The 19,947-nt window shown below is 60.8% G+C and carries 14 protein-coding genes; 9 read left to right on the top strand and 5 right to left on the bottom strand.

Features of this window, described 5'->3' with window-relative positions; all coding sequences use genetic code 11:
- Window positions 1–143: 143 nt before the first annotated feature.
- Entirely contained in the window at window positions 144–1,781 is a 1,638-nt protein-coding gene (locus BFP92_RS21965) for an AMP-binding protein (RefSeq protein ID WP_065931070.1), read from the top strand.
- Window positions 1,782–2,393: 612 nt separating this feature from the next.
- Here the strand turns inward: BFP92_RS21965 and BFP92_RS21960 are convergent.
- From BFP92_RS21960 to BFP92_RS21950, 3 genes are all read right to left on the bottom strand, one after another.
- Window positions 2,394–3,293: a hydroxymethylglutaryl-CoA lyase gene (locus BFP92_RS21960; protein WP_065931069.1), complete on the bottom strand. Its 900-nt coding sequence runs from the start codon at window positions 3,291–3,293 to the stop codon at window positions 2,394–2,396.
- Between the two features lie 17 nt (window positions 3,294–3,310).
- Window positions 3,311–3,703 carry a MerR family transcriptional regulator gene (locus BFP92_RS21955; RefSeq protein ID WP_058420934.1) on the bottom strand — a complete coding sequence of 131 codons (393 nt, stop codon included), beginning with the start codon at window positions 3,701–3,703 and terminating at the stop codon, window positions 3,311–3,313.
- Window positions 3,704–3,847: 144 nt separating this feature from the next.
- Window positions 3,848–4,783: a LysR family transcriptional regulator gene (locus BFP92_RS21950; protein WP_017136514.1), complete on the bottom strand. Its 936-nt coding sequence runs from the start codon at window positions 4,781–4,783 to the stop codon at window positions 3,848–3,850.
- A gap of 151 nt (window positions 4,784–4,934) precedes the next feature.
- Between BFP92_RS21950 and BFP92_RS21945 the strand changes: the two genes are divergently transcribed.
- On the top strand, window positions 4,935–6,164 hold the full coding sequence (locus BFP92_RS21945) for an acyl-CoA dehydrogenase (protein ID WP_065931068.1): 1,230 nt from the start codon (window positions 4,935–4,937) through the stop codon (window positions 6,162–6,164).
- Window positions 6,165–6,296: 132 nt separating this feature from the next.
- Here the strand turns inward: BFP92_RS21945 and BFP92_RS21940 are convergent, their stop codons facing one another.
- The gene (locus BFP92_RS21940) at window positions 6,297–7,625 is read right to left on the bottom strand and encodes a substrate-binding domain-containing protein (RefSeq protein ID WP_065931067.1); all 1,329 of its coding nucleotides are present in this window, start codon (window positions 7,623–7,625) and stop codon (window positions 6,297–6,299) included.
- Window positions 7,626–7,822: 197 nt separating this feature from the next.
- Window positions 7,823–8,635, bottom strand: coding sequence for an exodeoxyribonuclease III (xthA, locus tag BFP92_RS21935; RefSeq protein WP_065931066.1), 813 nt, complete (start codon window positions 8,633–8,635; stop codon window positions 7,823–7,825).
- A gap of 168 nt (window positions 8,636–8,803) precedes the next feature.
- On the opposite strand from xthA, the gene BFP92_RS21930 reads away from it, so the two are divergent.
- The 7 genes from BFP92_RS21930 (at window position 8,804) to BFP92_RS21900 (ending at window position 19,846) form a co-directional block, all read left to right on the top strand.
- Window positions 8,804–9,460 (top strand): GNAT family N-acetyltransferase, encoded by a 657-nt coding sequence (locus tag BFP92_RS21930; RefSeq protein WP_065931065.1) that lies wholly within the window; start codon window positions 8,804–8,806, stop codon window positions 9,458–9,460.
- 64 nt (window positions 9,461–9,524) lie between these two features.
- The gene (locus BFP92_RS21925; protein WP_065931064.1) at window positions 9,525–11,252 is read left to right on the top strand and encodes an autotransporter assembly complex protein TamA; all 1,728 of its coding nucleotides are present in this window, start codon (window positions 9,525–9,527) and stop codon (window positions 11,250–11,252) included.
- Window positions 11,252–14,935 (top strand): translocation/assembly module TamB domain-containing protein, encoded by a 3,684-nt coding sequence (locus BFP92_RS21920; RefSeq protein WP_065931063.1) that lies wholly within the window; start codon window positions 11,252–11,254, stop codon window positions 14,933–14,935. Before BFP92_RS21925 ends, BFP92_RS21920 begins: the two co-directional genes overlap by 1 nt.
- Before the next feature lie 236 nt (window positions 14,936–15,171).
- Window positions 15,172–15,645, top strand: coding sequence for a MarR family winged helix-turn-helix transcriptional regulator (locus tag BFP92_RS21915; protein WP_065931062.1), 474 nt, complete (start codon window positions 15,172–15,174; stop codon window positions 15,643–15,645).
- A complete protein-coding gene (locus tag BFP92_RS21910; protein ID WP_065931061.1) occupies window positions 15,642–17,099 on the top strand; it encodes an efflux transporter outer membrane subunit in 1,458 nt (485 codons plus the stop codon). Before BFP92_RS21915 ends, BFP92_RS21910 begins: the two co-directional genes overlap by 4 nt.
- A 15-nt stretch (window positions 17,100–17,114) precedes the next feature.
- Window positions 17,115–18,311: an HlyD/EmrA/EmrK family protein gene (locus tag BFP92_RS21905; RefSeq protein ID WP_065931060.1), complete on the top strand. Its 1,197-nt coding sequence runs from the start codon at window positions 17,115–17,117 to the stop codon at window positions 18,309–18,311.
- Entirely contained in the window at window positions 18,311–19,846 is a 1,536-nt protein-coding gene (locus tag BFP92_RS21900) for a DHA2 family efflux MFS transporter permease subunit (protein WP_065931059.1), read from the top strand. Before BFP92_RS21905 ends, BFP92_RS21900 begins: the two co-directional genes overlap by 1 nt.
- Window positions 19,847–19,947 lie beyond the last annotated feature (101 nt).

Below are 19,947 nucleotides of genomic sequence, written 5' to 3'. Positions count from 1 at the left end.
GCACCTTAATGTGAGCTTTGTTGTTGTGTGGGCGGGGCGCGGAGGAGGGCGCTCACCTTTACGTTAACGTAAGCTTGCGTTACGGCGCTGTCAATCGTAGTTTACGTTTACGTCAACCTACAAAAAAGACAACAGGGGTCGTTATGGATCAACCGCACCCGAGCTACAGCCGTGGCTCCCAGGACAAGACCTTGCTGGCCATGACCATCGGCCAGGCTTTCGATCACACCGTGGCGCACTACCCCGATGGCGAAGCCTTGGTGGTGAGCCATCAACAGCGCCGCTACACCTGGCGGGCGTTGGCCGAGACGGTGGATTTGCACGCCCGCGCATTCATGGCTTTGGGCATGCAAACCGGCGATCGCCTGGGTATCTGGGCGCCCAATTGTGCCGAGTGGTGCATCACCCAAATTGCCAGCGCCAAGCTCGGAGTGATCCTGGTCAATATCAACCCGGCTTACCGCAGCAGCGAATTGGACTACGTACTCAAACAGTCCGGGTGCGCATGGGTGGTGTGTGCCGGTTCGTTCAAAAGCTCCGATTACCACGCCATGTTGCAGGAACTAAGGCCCGACGTGCGCGGCCTGATCAGCCTGGACCCCAGCCCGCCCACGGGATTTATGCCCTGGTCTCAGCTGGCGACCCTCGGCGCCGGCATCCCGCCCGAGCAGCTTTATAGTCGCCAGGCCAGCCTGCACTTCGATCAAGCCGTCAACATCCAGTACACCTCCGGCACCACCGGCTTCCCCAAGGGCGCGACCCTCAGTCACCACAACATCCTCAATAACGGTTACATGGTCGGCGAAAGCCTGGGCCTTACCGCACAGGACCGCCTGGTAATCCCGGTGCCGCTGTATCACTGCTTCGGCATGGTCATGGGCAACCTCGGCTGCATCACCCACGGCACCACCATGATTTACCCCAATGACGGTTTCGACCCGCTGCTGACGCTCACAGCTGTCGCGCAAGAACGCGCCACGGGCCTGTATGGCGTGCCGACCATGTTTATCGCGCTGCTTGATCACCCCCGCCGAGGCGAGTTCGACCTGGCCACCTTGCGCACCGGCATCATGGCCGGCGCCACGTGCCCCATCGAAGTGATGCGCCGGGTCATCAGCGAGTTGCACATGGGCGAAGTGCAGATCGCCTACGGCATGACTGAAACCAGCCCGGTGTCGTTGCAGACCGGCGCCGATGACGACCTGGAGCGGCGCGTCACCACCGTCGGCCGCACCCAACCGCAGCTTGAAAACAAAATCATCGATGAGGCCGGCAACACCGTGCCCCGTGGCCAGATCGGCGAACTCTGCACCCGTGGCTACAGCGTGATGCTGGGCTATTGGAACAACCCCGAAGGCACCCGCGACGCCATCGACGATGCCGGCTGGATGCACACCGGTGACCTTGCGACCATGGATGAGCACGGCTACGTGTGCATCGCCGGGCGCAACAAGGACATGATCATTCGCGGCGGCGAGAACGTGTACCCGCGTGAACTGGAGGAGTTTTTCTTTACCCACCCGGCGGTGGCCGATGTGCAGATCATTGGCATTCCGGATGAGCGTTACGGCGAAGAGATTGTTGCCTGGGTCAAATTCCACCCCGGCCATGTCGCTAACGAGCTGGAATTGCAAACCTGGTGCAAGGGCCGTATTGCGCACTTCAAGACGCCCAAGCACTTCAAGTTCGTGGATGAGTTTCCGATGACGGTGACGGGCAAGATCCAGAAGTTTCGCATGCGCGAAATTTCGATCGAGGAGTTGCGAACGCGTTCTACCTGACGACACAGGCTCATGTGGGAGCTGGCTTGCCTGCTCCCACAGTTTGAATAGTGAACGTCAGGTAAATAGCTGAAACACAGAAAGCACAAAGGGGACCCGAAGGTCCCCTTTAATTTGTCGTTGCGTGCTCTTTTTTTATTATTGAGGGGCGGTCTATTGTTGTTTTTGGCAACCGTTACCCTTTACCGCTGTTTTTTGCGACCCCCATTCGGGGTCAAGAGCAAACGTATTTTTTTGAACGCTGATCTGCTTCTTCGTATTGATCCAACCAGTGGCAGCTACCTGAGGTAGTTTTATTTTTCTCTAACCGGTTGCGGGTTGCGGCAAGCCGTCCCTGCGAAGCACATCTTCTTCAAAAAAATCTGTTAGCTGCGTCTCTGCCGTGTTGTTTTTGTTATGTCAGAGTCGTTTCGTCTTATTTTTATTAGGTTTGGCGCTTTTTATTCTTGTTATGCAATAGAGATAGCAGGAGCCGTGCCAACTTCTAAAAATCCTTTAAAATCAATGGTTTGATTTTTGTGTAGGATTTTGCCTGCGGCAAATACGACAAAATATGTTCCCGTGTTACTCGATGTGTAGCCGTGCGGTAACACATTGTCACGGCTAAGCTACTCAACCGGCGTTACGTGCCTTGGCGACTCGCGAACCCGTCGCTCGACCCAGCACGTGACTGATCTGCTGGCCCGCACGAATCAAAGCCTCCAGATCGATGCCGGTGTTGATACCCAGGCCATTGAGCAGGTACACCACGTCTTCGGTGGCGACGTTACCGCTGGCGCCCTTGGCGTAAGGGCAGCCGCCGAGGCCCGCAATAGAGCTGTCGAATACCTGGATGCCTTCAAGCAGGCTGGCGTAGATATTCGCGATCGCCTGGCCATAGGTGTCATGGAAATGCCCGGCCAGCTTTTCCCGTGGCACCTGCGCGCCGACCACGTCGAACAACCGTCGTGTGGCGCCTGCCGTACCGGTGCCGATGGTGTCGCCCAGGGACACTTCATAACAGCCCATGGCATACAACTCGCGTGCTACTGCCGCCACTTGCTCAGGCGCAATCTGACCTTCGTAAGGGCAACCCAACACACACGACACATAGCCGCGCACGCTGATGCCGTGCTGCCTGGCGGCGGCCATGATCGGCGCAAAGCGCTCCAGGCTGTCGCTGATGGAGCAGTTGATATTGCGCTGGGAAAACGCCTCGGACGCCGCCGCAAACACCGCGACCTCCTTCACGCCGGCCGCCAGCGCATCTTCAAAACCACGCAGGTTTGGCGCCAGCGCGCCGTAGGTTACCCCGGGCATGCGCTGGATCTGCGCAAACACCTCGGCGGAACCGGCCATCTGCGGTACCCATTTGGGCGAGACAAAACTGCCGACTTCGATATAGCTCAAGCCGGCTGCGCTGAGCGCGTCCACCAGTTGAACCTTGTCGGTCACGCTGATCGGTTGGGCTTCGTTCTGCAAACCGTCGCGCGGTCCGACTTCCACCAGGCGCACAAAAGAGGGGAGAGACATGGGCAGCTACCTTGTGTTTATGGGCCAACCGGGTTCATGGTCTGCGCCAGCGCCTGGGTGCAGCGCTCTTCGGCGGTGTCCAGCTCCAGCTTCATCTGTTCGATATCGAGCATCTGTTGTTCAAGCTGCTCACGGCGCTCGGCGATTTTCGCCAGCATGCTGTTGAGCTGGATGTGGTTGCCGCTGCTGGGGTCGTAGAGTTCGATCAGCTCACGGCATTCGGCCAGGGAGAAGCCGATGCGCTTGCCGCGCAGGATCAACTTGAGGCTGACCTTGTCGCGCGCCGAGTAGATGCGCTCCTGACCCCGGCGCTCCGGGGCCAGCAGGCCTTGCTCTTCGTAGAAACGAATGGCGCGGGTGGTGATATCGAGCTCGCGGGCGAGGTCGGAGATGCTGTAGGTCGTGCTCATGGCGGCGCTCAAGAAGGTCTTGGCGCTAAGCTAAAGGCAGGTTGACGTTTACGTCAAGCAAATAGCCTGGATGGATACTTATCCTGTGGTGAGGGAGCTCGCCACAACAAGCCTGTTCACCACAACAGGCCCGTTCGCCAGCGCTTAAGCTTGCTTGCCATCCAGCTTCTTTTCATGCGCGGTGACTTGCTGGCACAGCTCGATCATCTGCTCGCGCATCCAGCGGTTGGCCGGGTCCTGGTCGGTGCTTTCGTGCCAGTACAGGTGGGTTTCCACCGGCGGCACATCGTTGACCGGCAGGTTGAACCAATGCAGTTCATGGCGGCGGGCAAAGCGCTCGGGCACAGTCATCACCATGTCGGTCTGCTGCAACACTTGCGAGGCCATCAGGTAATGCTGGGAACGCAGGGCGATCTTGCGCTGGATGCCCATCTTGCCCAGTGCCAGGTCAACGTGGCCCAGGCCGTTGCGCCGGCTGGAGATATGGATGTGGGTCAGCGACAGGTAGTCATCCAGTGTGAACTTGTCCTTGCCCGCCATCGGATGGCCCTTGCGCATCGCGCACACGTAGCGGTCTTCCATCAGCTTGACGTGGCGCACTTGCGGGTCGGTGTTGAGCGGTGCGTCGACGGCAAAGTCCAGGCGCCCGGCGGCCAGTTCCTTGGTGGTTTCGCGGCGCTTGGACAAGAAACTCTCGATCACCACGGTGGGCGCCAGGCGGCGCAGGCGCTGGAACAGCAGCGGCAGAATCACCGCTTCGGTGAGGTCGGTCATGCTGATGCGATAGGTCTTGGCCGCCTGCTGAGGGTTGAAAATCCGGCTTTCCTGCACCGACACCCGCAGCAACGACAACGCGTTGCGCACCGGGCCGATGATGTTCTGCGCCATCGGCGTGGGCACCATGCCCTGGGCGGTGCGCACGAACAGCGGGTCGTTGAAGGTCTCCCGCAGGCGGGCCAGGGCGTTGGACACCGCCGGCTGGGTAATGCCGACGATCTGCCCGGCGCGGGTCAGGTTGGCTTCGGTGTAGATCGCGTCGAAGACGATAAACAGGTTGAGGTCGACCTTGCTCAGATTCATGTCGTTGCGCTCTTATTGTTAGGTGCTCATGCGCCGATCATATATCGGTGATGAATGTTAATACACGCCGAGAATAGGCTAGGTAAATTATCAACGCTGTTCTAGCATCGATTGCATGACCTAAACAACCTCTCAGAGAAGGGAGCTGCCCATGGATTTCGCCTATTCGCCCAAGGTTCAGGAACTGCGTGAACGCGTCACCGCGTTCATGGACACTTACGTTTACCCGGCCGAGCCGGTGTTCGAACGCCAGGTCAGCGAAGGCGACCGCTGGCAGCCCACCGCGATCATGGAAGAGCTCAAGGCCAGGGCCAAAGCCGAAGGCCTGTGGAACCTGTTCCTGCCCGAATCCGAGCTGGGTGCCGGCCTGACCAACCTCGAATATGCGCCACTGGCCGAAATCATGGGCCGCTCGCTGTTGGGCCCGGAGCCGTTCAACTGCTCCGCCCCTGACACCGGCAACATGGAAGTGCTGGTGCGCTACGCCAACGAAGAACAGAAGCAACGCTGGCTCGAACCACTGCTGCGCGGCGAGATCCGTTCGGCGTTCGCCATGACCGAACCGGACGTGGCCTCATCCGACGCCACCAACATGGCCGCCCGGGCCGAGCGTCAAGGCGATGAATGGGTGATCAATGGCAAGAAGTGGTGGACCTCCGGCGCCTGCGACCCGCGCTGCAAGATCCTGATCTTCATGGGCCTGAGCAACCCGGATGCACCGCGCCACCAGCAGCACTCGATGATCCTGGTGCCGGTAGACACGCCAGGGGTAAAAATCGTACGCCCACTGCCAGTGTTCGGCTACGACGACGCGCCCCACGGCCACGCCGAAGTGCTGTTCGACAACGTGCGTGTGCCGTACGAAAACGTCCTCTTGGGTGAAGGCCGTGGGTTCGAAATCGCCCAGGGCCGCCTTGGCCCAGGCCGCATCCACCACTGCATGCGCTCCGTCGGCATGGCCGAGCGCGCGCTGGAACTGATGTGCAAACGCTCCGTCAGCCGGACCGCGTTCGGCAAGCCATTGGCGCGCCTGGGCGGCAATATCGACAAGATCGCCGACTCACGCATGGAAATCGACATGGCGCGCCTGCTGACCCTGAAAGCGGCGTACATGATGGACACCGTGGGTAACAAAGTCGCGAAAAGCGAAATCGCGCAGATCAAGGTCGTGGCGCCGAACGTGGCCTTGAAGGTGATTGACCGTGCGATCCAGATCCATGGTGGCGCGGGGGTTTCCAATGACTTCCCGCTGGCCTATATGTACGCCATGCAACGCACCCTGCGCCTGGCCGACGGCCCGGATGAAGTGCACCGCGCGGCGATTGGCAAGTTTGAGATTGGCAAATATGTGCCTAAAGAGCTGATGCGCGGCGGGCAGTAACACCGAGGCGCCTGCATTCGCGAGCAAGCCCGCTCCCACATTTTGACCGTATTCCAAAGGGGAACGCGGTCAAAATGTGGGAGCGGGCTTGCTCGCGAAGAGGCCAGTATTTACAACACAAGACCCGAGGGGTTAGTACACCCAAACCTCCACCCGCCGATTCTTGATCCGCCCCTCATCCGCCGTATTCGCCGCCACCGGCATCTGCGCGCCAAAGCCGCGAATGTCCCGCAGCACCACGCCGCTCTTGACCAACTCCCGGCGCACCGCCATCGCCCGCAACTTCGACAACAGCGCCGCCCGCTGCGGGTCATTCTTGGCGTCACCAAACCCCACCAGCGTCACCTGCTTGTCGAGCTTGCCGTGGCTTTTTATATATGCCACCACTCGCTGCAAATCCTGGCGCGCCTTGTTGTCCAGGCTGGCGCTGCCTTCCTCGAAGCGAAAATTCACACTCAAGCGCTGGGCGTCACGGACGATGGTTTGATAGCCCTCGGGCATCGACGCCCGTGGCTCCACGGCGATCGCCTGCACCTGCTGGGCGATAAAGCCATTGGCGGCCACAATCGCCTGGCCTTTGCCACTTTGGGTAAAGTCCACCAGGGCTTTGGCCCACGGGTTGCGGTTCGACGGCGGCAGGTAAAAATACAAGCGGCGTGACAGCGGGTAATCCTCGGTGGCGATCAGGCTGGTCACCGGCAACATCGGCTGCGAGTCACCGTCGACAATCCCCAGCGCCTTGGCCTGGCGCACATACGGCAGGCCGATAAAACCAATGCCTTGCGGGTCATGGCTCACCGCATCGGACAACGCCTCGCTGGACTCGAAACGCGTTGCCGTCGCGGCCAGCGGTTTACCGCGCCGGTTCAGTACCAGTTCTTTAAAGGTGTCATAGGTGCCGGACTGATCATCCCGTGCGTACAGATGAATGGCGCCGCCGACACCGCCGACATCCTCCCAGTGGCTGATTTCACCGTTGAAAATCTGCGCCAGCTGTTCGGTGTTCAAGGTGTTCAGCGGGTTTTGCGGGTTGAGGATAATGGCCAGGCCGTCGATGGCGATTACCTGTTCGACGTCCGGGCTTTTCAGGTCGCCCAGGGGTTCAAGGTCCACCAGCTCGCTGTCCTTGATCGGGCGTGATGAGGCCGCAAGGTCTGCATTGGTTTTTTTCAGTGCGCTGAAACCGGTGCTGGAGCCATGGGCCGCGACTTCGACCGTGACGGTTTTGCCCTGGCGCGTCTTGCCGATCACCCGTTGTTCATTGGCGCCATCGCCGGGCTCGCTGTGCACCGCCTGCAAGCCCTGGTGCTCCAGCATGCCCTTGACCAACGCAGGCCCCAGCGCCGCACCAATGGTATTGGAACCCTGAATGCGCAGGGCGGGGCCTTGGTCGGGAACGGGGAGGGCAGCGGCGACAGCGTAGAGCGGCAGTATCAACAGGAACAGAACGCGCAGCAGCATGCCGGCACCTTCTTAGGCCAAAGGGAGTGCCGCCAGATTAAGTCAGGCAGGTTGCATAAATATGACCGGCACACTGCAAATCAACATGTGGGAGCTGGCTTGCCTGCGATTGCAGTGGGCCAGTCGTCAAATGGCTGGCTGACACACCGCTATCGCAGGCAAGCCAGCTCCCACATTGAACTACACAAACCTTGAAATCAGCTCAACTCAAGCCAGATCGGCGCATGGTCCGACGGTTTTTCCAGCCCACGCAAATCGTAATCCACACCGGCATCCTTGACCCGCGACACCAGGCCGTTGGACGCCAGGATCACGTCAATGCGCAGCCCACGCTTGGGCTCATCTTCAAACCCACGGCTGCGGTAGTCGAACCAGCTGAAGCGGTCGGCCACGTCCGGGTTCAAGTGGCGGAAGCTGTCGACCAGGCCCCAGTTTTTCAGGCGCGCCATCCACTCGCGCTCTTCCGGCAGGAAGCTGCACTTGCCGGTTTTGAGCCAGCGCTTGGCATTGTCGGCGCCGATGCCGATATCGATATCTTCCGGCGAAATATTGATGTCACCCATCACCACCAGCGGCTGGTCATTGCTGAACTGGCTTTCCAGCAGGTGCTGCAAATCTTCGTAGAAGCGTTGTTTGGCCGGGAACTTGGTCGGGTGGTCGCGGCTTTCGCCTTGCGGGAAGTAGCCGTTCATCACGGTGATCGACTGGCCATGCTCGTCGGCAAATGTGCCCCAGATAAAGCGACGCTGGGCGTCTTCTTCGTCGCTGGCAAACCCTTTGTGCAGGCTCAACGCCGGCTTGCGCGACAGCAGGGCCACGCCGTAATGGCCTTTTTGCCCGTGGTAGTACACGTGATAGCCAAGAGCCTGCACTTCGGCCAGCGGAAACTGGTCATCGTGCACCTTGGTTTCCTGCAGGCCGATCACGTCGGGTTGATGCTTTTCGATCAGCGCCGCCAGCTGATGGGGGCGGGCGCGCAGCCCGTTGATATTGAAGGAGACGATTTTCATGGTCGGCAGTCCAGTCTGGCAAAAGGCCGATGCTAGCCGACAAGTCCGGCGGGGGCCAGCGTGGCGGTAGGACGTATGCGCTGCTAATGTCTGGGAACGACTGGTGCTGCACAGGTTCGTACCCATAAGAACGCCATCGTTTGAGTGGCGCCCAGGGAGATTGACTGTATGCCGGACACTGCCACTGCCACTGCCACCGCCGAAATTCGCCTGCTCAACAGCGGCTATTCCCGCGAGGCCCGTTCCTTGTTGTACCAGGCCTATCGGCATGAACCGACCTTTGCCTACATCTTCGAAGCCGAGCGCTCGGGGTACGAACAGCGCGTGCGTGCCACGGTGCGTGAGCTGGTCAAGCAGCATTTTTTCCAGAAGCTGCCTGCCATCGGCCTGTTCGTCAACGACCGGCTGATCGGCATCGCCCTGATTGCGCCACCGCAACGGCGCCTGGGCATCACCGAGAGTTGGGCCTGGCAGTTGCGCATGTGGCTGAGCACCGGCGTACGCGGCACTCGGCGTTACCTGGATTACCATTACGCGGTGCTGGCGTGCCTGCCGAACGAGTCGGTGCATGTGTTGCCGCTGCTGGGTATTCACCCGCAATTCCAGGGCAAACATTATGGCGAACAACTGTTGCAGGCCGTGCACAACTGGTGTGCCGAAGACCCGCATTCATCCGGTGTGGTGCTCGATACCGGCAACTCGCGTTATCTGGATTTCTACAAGCGCCAAGGCTATGAGGAAATCGGCGAAGTGGCGGTAGGACCTGTCCTTGAACATGTGTTTTTTCATCCCAATCCCCAGGCGTTACATGTTGCAACGGCTTAAGACAGAATTATTCAGACTATTGCGGGTTCAAAGAATCTCCCCAGCTCGTGTAGCATCCGCGCCTATGAAGTTTCCAGGAAGATTTACCAGCGGCTTGGTTCTGCTGTTCACAAGCTGCGGCGTATTTGCGCAAAGCGAATTGGACGTGCGCATCCAGCCATCAAACGACGCGTTGAAAGCCAACATCGAAGGCTATATCGGCGGGGTTGGCGATCGTGATGAAGAAGCCTTGCTACGGTTCAGCCGTGGCGCCGAGGAGCAGGCCCGCAAGGCGGCCCAGGCGCTGGGCTTTTATCAGCCGCAGATCTCCAGTGAGGTGAAGGGCGGCAAGAACCCGCGCCTGACCCTCACGGTTGACCCAGGCGAGCCGGTGCATTTGCGCAACGTGACCATTCGGGTCGACGGCCAGGCCGCGAGCCTCAAGGCGTTTCGCGTGCCCGCCAGCGACGACCTCAAATCCGGCGCAGTGCTCAACCACGGCAATTACGAAGACGCCAAGCGTCTTATCCAGAATCAGGCTTCGCGCTATGGTTTTTTCAATGGGCGTTTCAGCAGCCAGAAGTTGCTGGTGGACCCGCAAGCCGGTGTGGCCGATATCGAACTCATCTACGACAGCGGCCCGCGCTACACCTTGGGCAAGGTCGGTTTTACCGGCGACACGCCGTTCGATGAAGACCTGCTGCAACGCATGGTGCCGTTCAAAAGCGGCACGCCGTATGACTCCGAATTGATCGCCGAACTCAATCAGAACCTGCAATCGAGCGGCTTCTTCGAAGGCGTGCGCGTGGACGCCAGCCCAACCGCCTCGACCAACGATGTGATCCCGGTGGCGGTGCAACTCGACACCCGCAAGCCACGCACTATGGGCCTGGGCCTCGGTTACTCGACCGACGTCGGCCCGCGCGGCAAAGCCAACTGGACCCGCCATTGGGTCAACCCACAGGGCCACAGCTATGGCTGGGAGGCCGAACTGTCGGCGCCACGCCAGAACGTCGGCCTGTGGTATGACATCCCGCTCGATCCGCCGCTGACCGACAAGCTGCGCTTTGCCGGCGGTTACCAGAATGAAGAAATCGCCAACACCGACACCCTGAGTAAATTGCTCACCCTCGGCCCTGAATGGCACAGCAAGTTGCCCAGCGGCTGGACGCGGGTCATCTCGCTCAAGTACCAGCGAGAAGAATATCGCCTGGGCAATGACTCGGGCTTGAGCAACCTGGTGATGCCGGGCATCAACTATTCCTACCTGCGCAGCGATAACCGCATCGACCCGCACAATGGCTATCGCCTGATGTTCGACGCCAAGGTCGCCAAGGAAGGGCTCGGCTCCGACACCAACTTGCTGTACGGCACCGCCACCATCAAGGGCCTGACTACTTTGTGGGACAACCACCGTTTCCTCGGCCGTGCGCAGTTCGGCGGCAGTGCCACCAACGGCTACAAGTCGGTGCCGCCGTCGCTGCGCTTCTTTGCCGGTGGTGACCAGAGTGTGCGCGGCTACGAGTACCAGACGCTGTCACCTGAAAACGATCGCGGTGATCGCATCGGCGGGCGCTACATGGTGGCCCTGAGCGCCGAATATCAATACTCCATCGCCGAAAAATGGCGCATCGCGACCTTTATCGACCAAGGCAACTCCTTCAACACCCTGGAAATGCCCAGCCTGAAAACCGGCGTGGGCGTGGGCGTGCGCTGGGTGTCGCCGGTGGGGCCGATTCGCCTTGACCTGGCCCATGCCCTCGAAGATCCGGGCGGCATTCGTTTGCACTTTTCCATGGGGCCTGAGCTGTGATGCGTGGTTTGAAAATAGCGGGGCTGGCCCTGGTGGCGATCCTTGCGCTGGTGCTGTTGTCGCTGTGGACGGTACTCGGTACTCAAGCAGGCAGTCGTTGGGCCTTGGCGCAGGTGCCGGGGTTGAGCGTGGAGAATTTCCAGGGGCGCCTGGGCGGCCAATGGAGCGCCGACCATCTGCTGTGGCAGCAGGACGCGAGTCGGGTAGAACTCAATGCGCCGAAGCTTGATTGGTCACCCGGCTGCCTGTTGCGCATGACCCTGTGCATCAACCAGCTGGACGTGGAGCAGGTCAGCCTGCAATTGCCGCCAAGCAATGAGCCGAGCAGTGGCCCGATCACGTTGCCGGATCTCAAGTTGCCGGTCGCCATCCAGTTGGGCGACGTTCGTGTCGGCAGCCTGTTGTTTAACGGCAGTGAAGAACTCAAGGGCCTGCAACTGGCGGCGCACTGGACGGCTGCCGGCATGCAGATCGATTCGGTGCACCTGCAACGCGATGACCTGGTGCTGGACCTCAACGGCCTGCTGCAACCCACCGGCAACTGGCCGCTGAGCGCCACCGGCAACCTCAGCCTGCCCTATGCGCCCGGCGGCGCGCCGTGGACGGTTGCGCTCAAGGTTGACGGCGACCTGCTCAAGACCCTCAAGCTTGACGCACAGAGCAGCGGCTACTTGCCCGCCAGGCTCAGCGGCGAGTTGCAACCTCTGGTGGAGAACCTGCCCGCGCAGTTGCACATCACGGCGGATGGCTTCAAACCCAGCGCCGATCTGCCCGACACCTTGCAGCTCAATCAACTGGACCTCACTGCCAAGGGCGACCTGAGCAGCGGCTACCAGTTGCTCGGCCGGGCCGTACTGCCCGCAGAAAAAGGCCCGGTGGCCTTGCTGCTACAGGGCAAGGTCGACGCCAAGGGCGCACAGATCGCCGGCCTCGACCTGACTGCCGGTGACCAGCAAAGCCTCAAGCTCAGCGCCAACCTGGACTGGCAGCAAGGCTTCAGTGCCGACGCGAAAATCAACTGGCTGGATTTCCCCTGGCATCGTCTCTATCCGTTAATTGACGAGCCGCAGGTCGCCTTGCGTACGTTCAACGGTGAAGTTTCCTACAAGGACGGCAACTACCTCGGCAATCTTAAAGCCGACCTGGACGGGCCGGCAGGTAAATTCAATCTGGTCACGCCCTTCAGCGGCGACCTCAAGCAAGTCTTCCTGCCCGAGCTGAAACTGACCGCCGGGCAAGGCAAGGCCGAAGGCCACCTGAACCTGCAATTTGCCGACGGCATTGCCTGGGACACTGCGCTGGACTTGTCGGCATTGAACCCTGCGTACTGGGTTGCTGAGTTGCCGGGCACCTTGGCCGGGCCGTTGCGCAGCAAAGGCGAGTTCAAAAACCAGCAGCTTAAACTCAATGCCGACCTCGACCTCAAGGGCCATTTGCGCGGCCAGACCGCCGTACTGGCAGCCAAGGCCGAAGGCGCGGGCGAACAGTGGACCCTGGCCAACCTGGATATCCGTCTGGGCGACAACCGCATCAATGGCAGTGGCAGTTTGCAGCAACGCTTGGCCGGGCAGATCGACATCAAACTGGCGCGCCTGGCCCAACTGTGGCCGCAGTTGCGCGGGCAAATCAACGGCCGCATGGAGGTGGCCGGTACGCTGAAGGCGCCGCAGGGCAAGCTCGATCTTAAAGGCCAGCAACTGGCGTTTGCCGACAACAAACTGCAAAGCCTCACACTCGATGCCGCCCTCGACAACGCCCAGCGCGCGAAGATCGACCTCAAGGGCAGCGGCATTCAAGCCGGTGAAACCCAGGTCGGCACCCTGACCGCCAGCGCCCAGGGCGACATCAAGAGCCAGAAGGTGCAACTCGATCTGGCCGGGCCGCTGGTCAAACTCGCCCTGGCCCTGGATGGCAACCTCGACAAAGGTAACTGGCGTGGGCGCCTGGCCAGCGGTGATGTGCAGGCCGGCGGCCAGGATTGGAGGCTGCAAGCGCCGGCGAAAATCGAACGCCTGGCCGACGGTAAGCTGACCTTTGCCGCGCACTGCTGGGTGTCTGGCGGTTCCAGCCTGTGCGGCGAAGACCAGCGCCTGATGCCCGAACCCAAGCTGCGCTACCACCTCAAGCAATTCCCGATCGACAGCCTGGCGGCCTTCTTGCCCAAGGATTTCGCCTGGCAGGGCAAGCTCAACGCCGATGTGCAACTCGACCTGCCCAGCAGTGGCCCTAAAGGCGTGGTCGCGGTGGATGCCAGCGGCGGCACCTTGCGCGTGAAGGACAAAAATCAATGGGTGGATTTCCCTTACGACACCTTGAAACTGGAAACCACCCTCAACCCCAAGCGCATCGACACGCAGCTGAATTTTCGCGGTGGCAAGCTCGGCGAGTTGCTGTTGCAGGCGCAGATCAATCCGTTGCCCAAGGACAAACCGATTACCGGCACGTTCAGCCTCACTGGCCTGGACCTCGCCGTGGCGCGACCGTTTGTGCCGATGGTGGAAACCCTCAATGGCAAGCTCAACGGTAACGGCCGCATCTCGGGCGGGCTTTTGGCGCCGCAGGTCAATGGCACGGTGAACCTGGTCGACGGTGAAGTTTCCGGCCCTGAGCTGCCGATGAGCCTTGAGGGCTTGAACGTGCAGGCGCTGATCGCCGGTGAAAGTGTGCAGCTCAACGGTGGCTGGCGCAGCGGCAAAGACGGGCAGGGCAGCCTCAAGGGCCATGTCGGCTGGGGCCAGGCCCTGGCGGTGGACCTGAGCCTGCAAGGCTCGAAATTGCCGGTCACGGTTGAGCCCTATGCCAAGTTGGAAGTGGCGCCGGACCTTAAGATCAGCCTCAAGGACGACAAGCTGGCGATTGCCGGCAAGGTGCACATCCCGCGCGGCGATATCACCGTGCGCGAACTGCCGCCGTCGACGGTCAAGGTCTCGGATGACACGGTGATCGTCGGCAGCCAGACCGAGGAAGGCAAGCCGCCGATGGCGATGGCCATGGACATCGACGTCGAGGTGGGTGAAGACCAGCTTAACTTTGCCGGCTTTGGCTTGACTGCCAAGGTTCAGGGGCATGTGCATATTGGCGACAACATGGACACCCGTGGTGAGCTGTGGCTCAACGACGGCCGCTACCGTGCCTACGGGCAGCGCCTCAATGTGCGGCGTGCGCGGCTGTTGTTTGCCGGGCCCCTGGATCAGCCGTTCCTGGATATCGAAGCGACACGGGTGGTCGTTGAGGATTCAAGGACTGTGACTGCCGGTATTCGCTTGAGCGGTAGCGCCGAGCAGCCGACCACGCAGATCTTTTCCGAGCCGTCGATGCCTCAGGAAGATGCGTTGTCGTACCTGGTGCTGGGGCGTTCGCGCAACAACACGGGTGAAGACAACAATATGCTCGCTGAGGCTGCCCTGGGCCTGGGGCTTATGGGCAGTGCGGGGGTGACTTCGGATATTGCCAACAAGCTGGGGATTCAGGATTTCGACCTTGATACCCAGGGCACCGGGAACAAGACCGCAGTGGTGGCCAGCGGCAAAATTACCGAGAAACTCAGTTTGCGTTATGGGGTTGGGGTGTTTGAGCCGGCCAATACCATTGCCTTGCGTTACTTGCTGAGCAAGAAGGTGTACCTGGAGGTGGCCAGTGGTGTGGCCAGTTCTTTGGATATCTTCTACAAACGGGATTTCTAAACCCCGTACTCGTTAAAACTGTGGGAGCTGGCTTGCCTGCGATGCAGACACCTCGGTACATGAGGTACACCGAGTTGATGCCATCGCAGGCAAGCCAGCTCCCACAGTTGTTTGTATTCCAAGCCCGCCTGTCGCGAAATTACCAAGCAAGCTAATAATTCCATTTGACATTCGCTGCCTAAGCAGTAACATCTTGTCATACATTCACTGCCTAGGCAGTAATAAGGTGACTTTCGATGACCCACTTTACCCCTGACAGCTTTCGCAACTGCCACCTGGGCCTATTGCTGGGCCGGGCGGCGCTGCTCAAGGACCGCATTATCGACACCCATATGGAACCCCACGGCGTCACCGCCGCGCAGTTCAAGGTGTTGATCATCATTGCTCAGTTCGACGTCGACACCCCGGCGGAGCTGTGTCGCCACCTGTCCCTGGACAGCGGTTCCATGACCCGCATGCTCGACCGTCTGGAGCAAAAGGGCCTGCTGGCGCGCAAGCGTTCCGAGCAGGACCGCCGCCAGGTGCAGTTGGTGCTCACCGAAGACGGCCAGCGCCTGGCCGACATGTTGCCGCACATCGGCGCGCAGTCGATGAATGAACTGGCCGGGGCCCTGGAGCCTGGTGAGTTGGAAACCCTGGAAAGAATCCTCAAGAAAATTCTGGTAGCTGCCGGTGACGCCATCGTCATCCAGCGGGTAGGTAATCAATGAAAACGCGTGCACTCAGCCTGGTGCTGGTGGCGATGAGTATGGCCGGTTGTGCCAATTTCAGCGGCCTCGACACTCAAGGCCAACGTCTCGACGCCAACACGTTGCAAACCGGCAAATCCTTGAGCGGCGTGACCCTGTCCACGGCCGCCTGGCCGACCGCCGACTGGTGGAAAAGCCTCGGCGACCCGCAGCTCAATGGCCTGATCCATGAAGCCCTGCAAAACAGCCCCGATATGCAAGTGGCCAGCGCCCGTGCCCACCAGGCCGAAGCCGCTGCCTATGCCGCCGATGCCGAACGCATGCCCACCCTGGATGCCAGTGCCGGCGTGAGCCGTTCGCGCCTGGCCAAGGACCAGGACCCGCGCGGGCAGGGCGACGCCTATGCCACCGTGCGCAACATCGGCGCCAGCTTCAACTACAACTTCGACCTCTGGGGCGGCCAGCGCGCCGCCTGGGAAGCCGCGTTGGGCCAGGCGCGTGCCGCCGAAGTCGACCAACAAGCCGCACGCCTGACTTTGGCCGCCAACGTGGCCAAGGCTTACAGCGACTTGGGCCAGGCGCATATCGTGCGTGACCTGGCCAATGACGACCTCAAACGCACCCGCCAGATGCTCGACCTGAGCAAACGTCGCCTCAACTCCGGCATCGACAGCGAGTACCAGTACCAGCAGACCGAAAGCCTGGAAGCCAGCTCCCAGTCGCAATTGATCGATGCCGAAAAACAACTGCAAAGCGCCAAAATCGCCCTGGCGGTATTGCTCGGCAAAGGCCCGGACCGTGGCGGCGAGCTGAGCCGGCCGAATGTGCTGAAACCCAGCGCCGTCGCCGTGCCTTCAGTCTTGCCCGCCGAATTGCTGGGCCGCCGCCCGGACCTGATCGCCGCACGCTGGCGCGTCGAGGCTGCGAGCAAAAACGTGGCCGCGAGCAAAACCCGCTTCTACCCCAACCTCAATCTCAGTGCGAGCGCCGGGGCCGAGTCGTTGCTCGGTGATGCGATGTTTGGCTCCGCCAGCCGGTTCTTCAGCATTGCGCCGACGATTTCGTTGCCGATCTTCGATGGCGGCCGTTTGCGTGCCGACCTCGATGCCCGCGACGCTGATTACGACCTGGCCGTGGCCCAGTACAACAAAACCCTGGTGCAAGCCTTGGGCGATATCGGCAACACCCTGATGCAACTGCGTGAAACCGGCCGGCAGATCCAGGCGCAGCAGCACGCCGCGGACATTGCCCAGCAGTCTTACGACACCGGCGTGCAGCGTTACAGCTCCGGCATCGGTAACTACCTGGATGTGCTCAGCATCGAGCAGCAATTGCTGCAGGCCCAGCGCCAGCTGGCGACCCTGAATGCGGCGCAGATCGACCTGTCGATTCAATTGATGCAAGCCCTGGGTGGCGGATTCAACGCCGATAACGTGGCCGCGACCACGACCAGCCCCGCCACCCGTACGGAATAATTTGAGGTATTTGTCATGGCCACTGCCGAAAACAGCAACGCAACTGAAAAACCCGATAACAACCCGCGCAAACGCAAAGTCATGCTGATCGGCCTGGCGCTGATCGTCATTCTTGGCGTGGTCGGCGTGTGGGGCTGGTATGAGTTCTACGGGCGCTTCAATGAAAGCACCGACGACGCCTATGTGAACGGCAACGTGGTGGAAATCACCCCGTTGGTCACCGGCACTGTGGTCAGCATCGGCGCCGACGACGGCGACCTGGTTCACGAAGGCCAGGTACTGATCAACTTCGACCCGAATGACGCCGCCGTCGGCCTGCAAAGTGCCCAGGCCAACCTGGCCCGCACCGTGCGTCAGGTGCGTGGTTTGTACAGCAACGTCGACGGCATGAAAGCCCAGGTCAACGCACAGAAAGCTGACGTGCAAACCGCCCAGGACAACTTCAACCGCCGCAAGACGCTGGCCCAGGGTGGCGCGATCTCACAGGAAGAGTTGTCTCACGCCCGTGACAGCCTGACCGCCGCCAGGAACGCCCTGACCAACCTTGAGCAGCAACTGAAAACCACCAATGCCTTGGTGGATGACACCGTAATTTCGTCCCACCCGGACGTGCAAGCCGCCGCCGCCCAGTTGCGTCAGGCCTACCTGACCAACGCGCGCAGCACCTTGATCGCACCGGTCACCGGCTACGTGGCCAAGCGCACTGTGCAACTGGGCCAGCGCGTACAGCCTGGCACCGCGTTGATGGCGGTGATCCCGCTGGACCAGCTGTGGATCGACGCCAACTTCAAGGAAACCCAGCTGCGTGATATGCGCATCGGCCAGCCGGTGGACATCGAAGCGGATATCTACGGCAGCGACGTGAAATATACCGGCACCGTCGACAGCCTCGGCGCCGGCACCGGCAGTGCCTTTGCCCTGCTGCCTGCGCAGAACGCCACCGGTAACTGGATCAAGATCGTGCAGAGGGTGCCGGTGCGCATCCATATCAACGCCGAGGAGCTGGCCAAGAACCCGCTGCGGGTGGGCTTGAGCACCGTGGTCAACGTCAACCTGCACGACCAAAGCGGCCCGGTGCTGGCGCAACAGGCACCGCAAAAGGCCTCGTTCACCACTAACGTGTACGACCGCCAACTGGCCGAAGCCGATGCCATGATCAGCCAATTGATCCATGACAACAGCCTCGCCGCACCCAAGGCTGTGCAACGCTGATGAGCGCTAACGCCCCCGCGTCCTTTACGCCGCCAAGCTTGCTGATGGCCACTATCGGCCTGTCGCTGGCGACCTTTATGCAGGTGCTCGACACCACCATCGCCAACGTGGCGTTGCCGACCATTTCCGGCAACCTGGGCGTGAGTTCGGAGCAGGGCACCTGGGTGATCACCTCGTTTGCGGTGAGCAACGCCATTGCCCTGCCGCTCACCGGCTGGCTGAGCCGCCGGTTTGGCGAGGTGAAGCTGTTTTTGTGGGCGACCATCCTGTTTGTGCTGGCGTCGTTTCTCTGTGGTATCTCCACCTCGATGCCCGAGCTGATTGGCTTTCGGGTGCTGCAAGGCCTGGTCGCCGGGCCGTTGTACCCGATGACCCAGACGTTACTGATCGCAGTTTACCCACCGGCCAGGCGCGGCATGGCCCTGGCGTTACTGGCGATGGTCACGGTGGTGGCGCCGATTGCCGGGCCGATCCTCGGCGGCTGGATCACCGACAGCTACAGCTGGCCGTGGATCTTCTTTATCAACGTGCCCATCGGCATCTTTGCGGTGATGGTGGTGCGTTCGCAACTGAAGAAACGCCCGGTGGTCACCAGTCACCAGCCGATGGATTACGTCGGCTTGCTGAGCTTGATCGTCGGTGTCGGTGCCTTGCAGATCATCCTCGACAAGGGCAATGACCTGGATTGGTTCGAGTCCAACTTCATCATCATCGGCGCGGCGATTTCGGTGGTTGCTCTGGCGGTGTTCATCATCTGGGAACTGACCGACAAGCACCCGGTGGTCAACCTGCGGCTGTTTGCCTATCGCAATTTCCGCATCGGCACCATCGTGTTGATTTTGGGTTACGCGGGCTTTTTCGGTATCAACCTGATCCTGCCGCAATGGCTGCAAACCCAGATGGGCTACACCGCCACCTGGGCGGGTCTGGCGGTCGCGCCGATCGGGATTTTGCCGGTGCTGATGTCGCCGTTTGTGGGCAAGTACGCGAACAAGTTCGACCTGCGTTTGCTGGCGGGCCTGGCGTTTCTGGCGATTGGCTTGAGCTGCTTTATGCGCGCAGGCTTTACCAATGAGGTGGATTTCACCCACATCGCTTTGGTGCAGTTGTTCATGGGTATCGGCGTGGCGTTGTTCTTTATGCCGACCTTGAGCATTTTGATGTCCGACTTGCCGCCGGCGCAAATCGCCGACGGCGCGGGTCTGGCGACCTTCCTGCGGACCCTGGGCGGCAGCTTTGCGGCGTCGCTGACCACCTGGATCTGGATTCGCCGCGCCGACCAGCACCACGCGTACATGAGCGAGAACATGACCACCTATGACTCGGCCACCCGCGATGCCTTGCAGGCGCTCGGCGGGGCAGGGCACAAGGCCTATGCGCAGTTGGACCAGATCCTCACCAGCCAGGCGTACATGATGTCCACCGTGGATTACTTCACGTTGCTGGGGTGGATGTTCATGGGCTTGATGTTGCTGGTGTGGCTGGCCAAGCCGCCGTTTGGCGCGAAGGCCGGGCCGGAGGCTTCGGGGCACTGACCTGAAGTTGTACGCGGTCAAAAATGTGGGAGCGGGCTTGCTCGCGAAGGCGGCGTGTCAGTCAACTCAGGTATCGACTGAACCACCGCTTTCGCGAGCAA

Source organism: Pseudomonas sp. 58 R 3 (assembly GCF_900006605.1).
Classification (GTDB): domain Bacteria; phylum Pseudomonadota; class Gammaproteobacteria; order Pseudomonadales; family Pseudomonadaceae; genus Aquipseudomonas; species Aquipseudomonas salomonii.
Note: the sequence above shows the minus strand (reverse complement) of the source record. Positions and strands in the feature narration are given on the sequence as shown.

Excerpts from the sequence above, each read along its gene's own strand:
- BFP92_RS21940 (WP_065931067.1), bottom strand. The coding sequence starts at position 7,625 with ATGCTGCTGCGCGTTCTGTTCCTGTTGATACTGCCGCTCTACGCTGTC.
- BFP92_RS21950 (WP_017136514.1), bottom strand. The coding sequence starts at position 4,783 with ATGAATCTGAGCAAGGTCGACCTCAACCTGTTTATCGTCTTCGACGCG.
- BFP92_RS21965 (WP_065931070.1), top strand. The coding sequence starts at position 144 with ATGGATCAACCGCACCCGAGCTACAGCCGTGGCTCCCAGGACAAGACC.
- BFP92_RS21910 (WP_065931061.1), top strand. The coding sequence starts at position 15,642 with ATGAAAACGCGTGCACTCAGCCTGGTGCTGGTGGCGATGAGTATGGCC.
- BFP92_RS21915 (WP_065931062.1), top strand. The coding sequence starts at position 15,172 with ATGACCCACTTTACCCCTGACAGCTTTCGCAACTGCCACCTGGGCCTA.
- BFP92_RS21930 (WP_065931065.1), top strand. The coding sequence starts at position 8,804 with ATGCCGGACACTGCCACTGCCACTGCCACCGCCGAAATTCGCCTGCTC.
- BFP92_RS21960 (WP_065931069.1), bottom strand. The coding sequence starts at position 3,293 with ATGTCTCTCCCCTCTTTTGTGCGCCTGGTGGAAGTCGGACCGCGCGAC.
- BFP92_RS21925 (WP_065931064.1), top strand. The coding sequence starts at position 9,525 with ATGAAGTTTCCAGGAAGATTTACCAGCGGCTTGGTTCTGCTGTTCACA.
- BFP92_RS21920 (WP_065931063.1), top strand. The coding sequence starts at position 11,252 with ATGCGTGGTTTGAAAATAGCGGGGCTGGCCCTGGTGGCGATCCTTGCG.
- BFP92_RS21905 (WP_065931060.1), top strand. The coding sequence starts at position 17,115 with ATGGCCACTGCCGAAAACAGCAACGCAACTGAAAAACCCGATAACAAC.
- BFP92_RS21945 (WP_065931068.1), top strand. The coding sequence starts at position 4,935 with ATGGATTTCGCCTATTCGCCCAAGGTTCAGGAACTGCGTGAACGCGTC.
- BFP92_RS21955 (WP_058420934.1), bottom strand. The coding sequence starts at position 3,703 with ATGAGCACGACCTACAGCATCTCCGACCTCGCCCGCGAGCTCGATATC.
- xthA (WP_065931066.1), bottom strand. The coding sequence starts at position 8,635 with ATGAAAATCGTCTCCTTCAATATCAACGGGCTGCGCGCCCGCCCCCAT.
- BFP92_RS21900 (WP_065931059.1), top strand. The coding sequence starts at position 18,311 with ATGAGCGCTAACGCCCCCGCGTCCTTTACGCCGCCAAGCTTGCTGATG.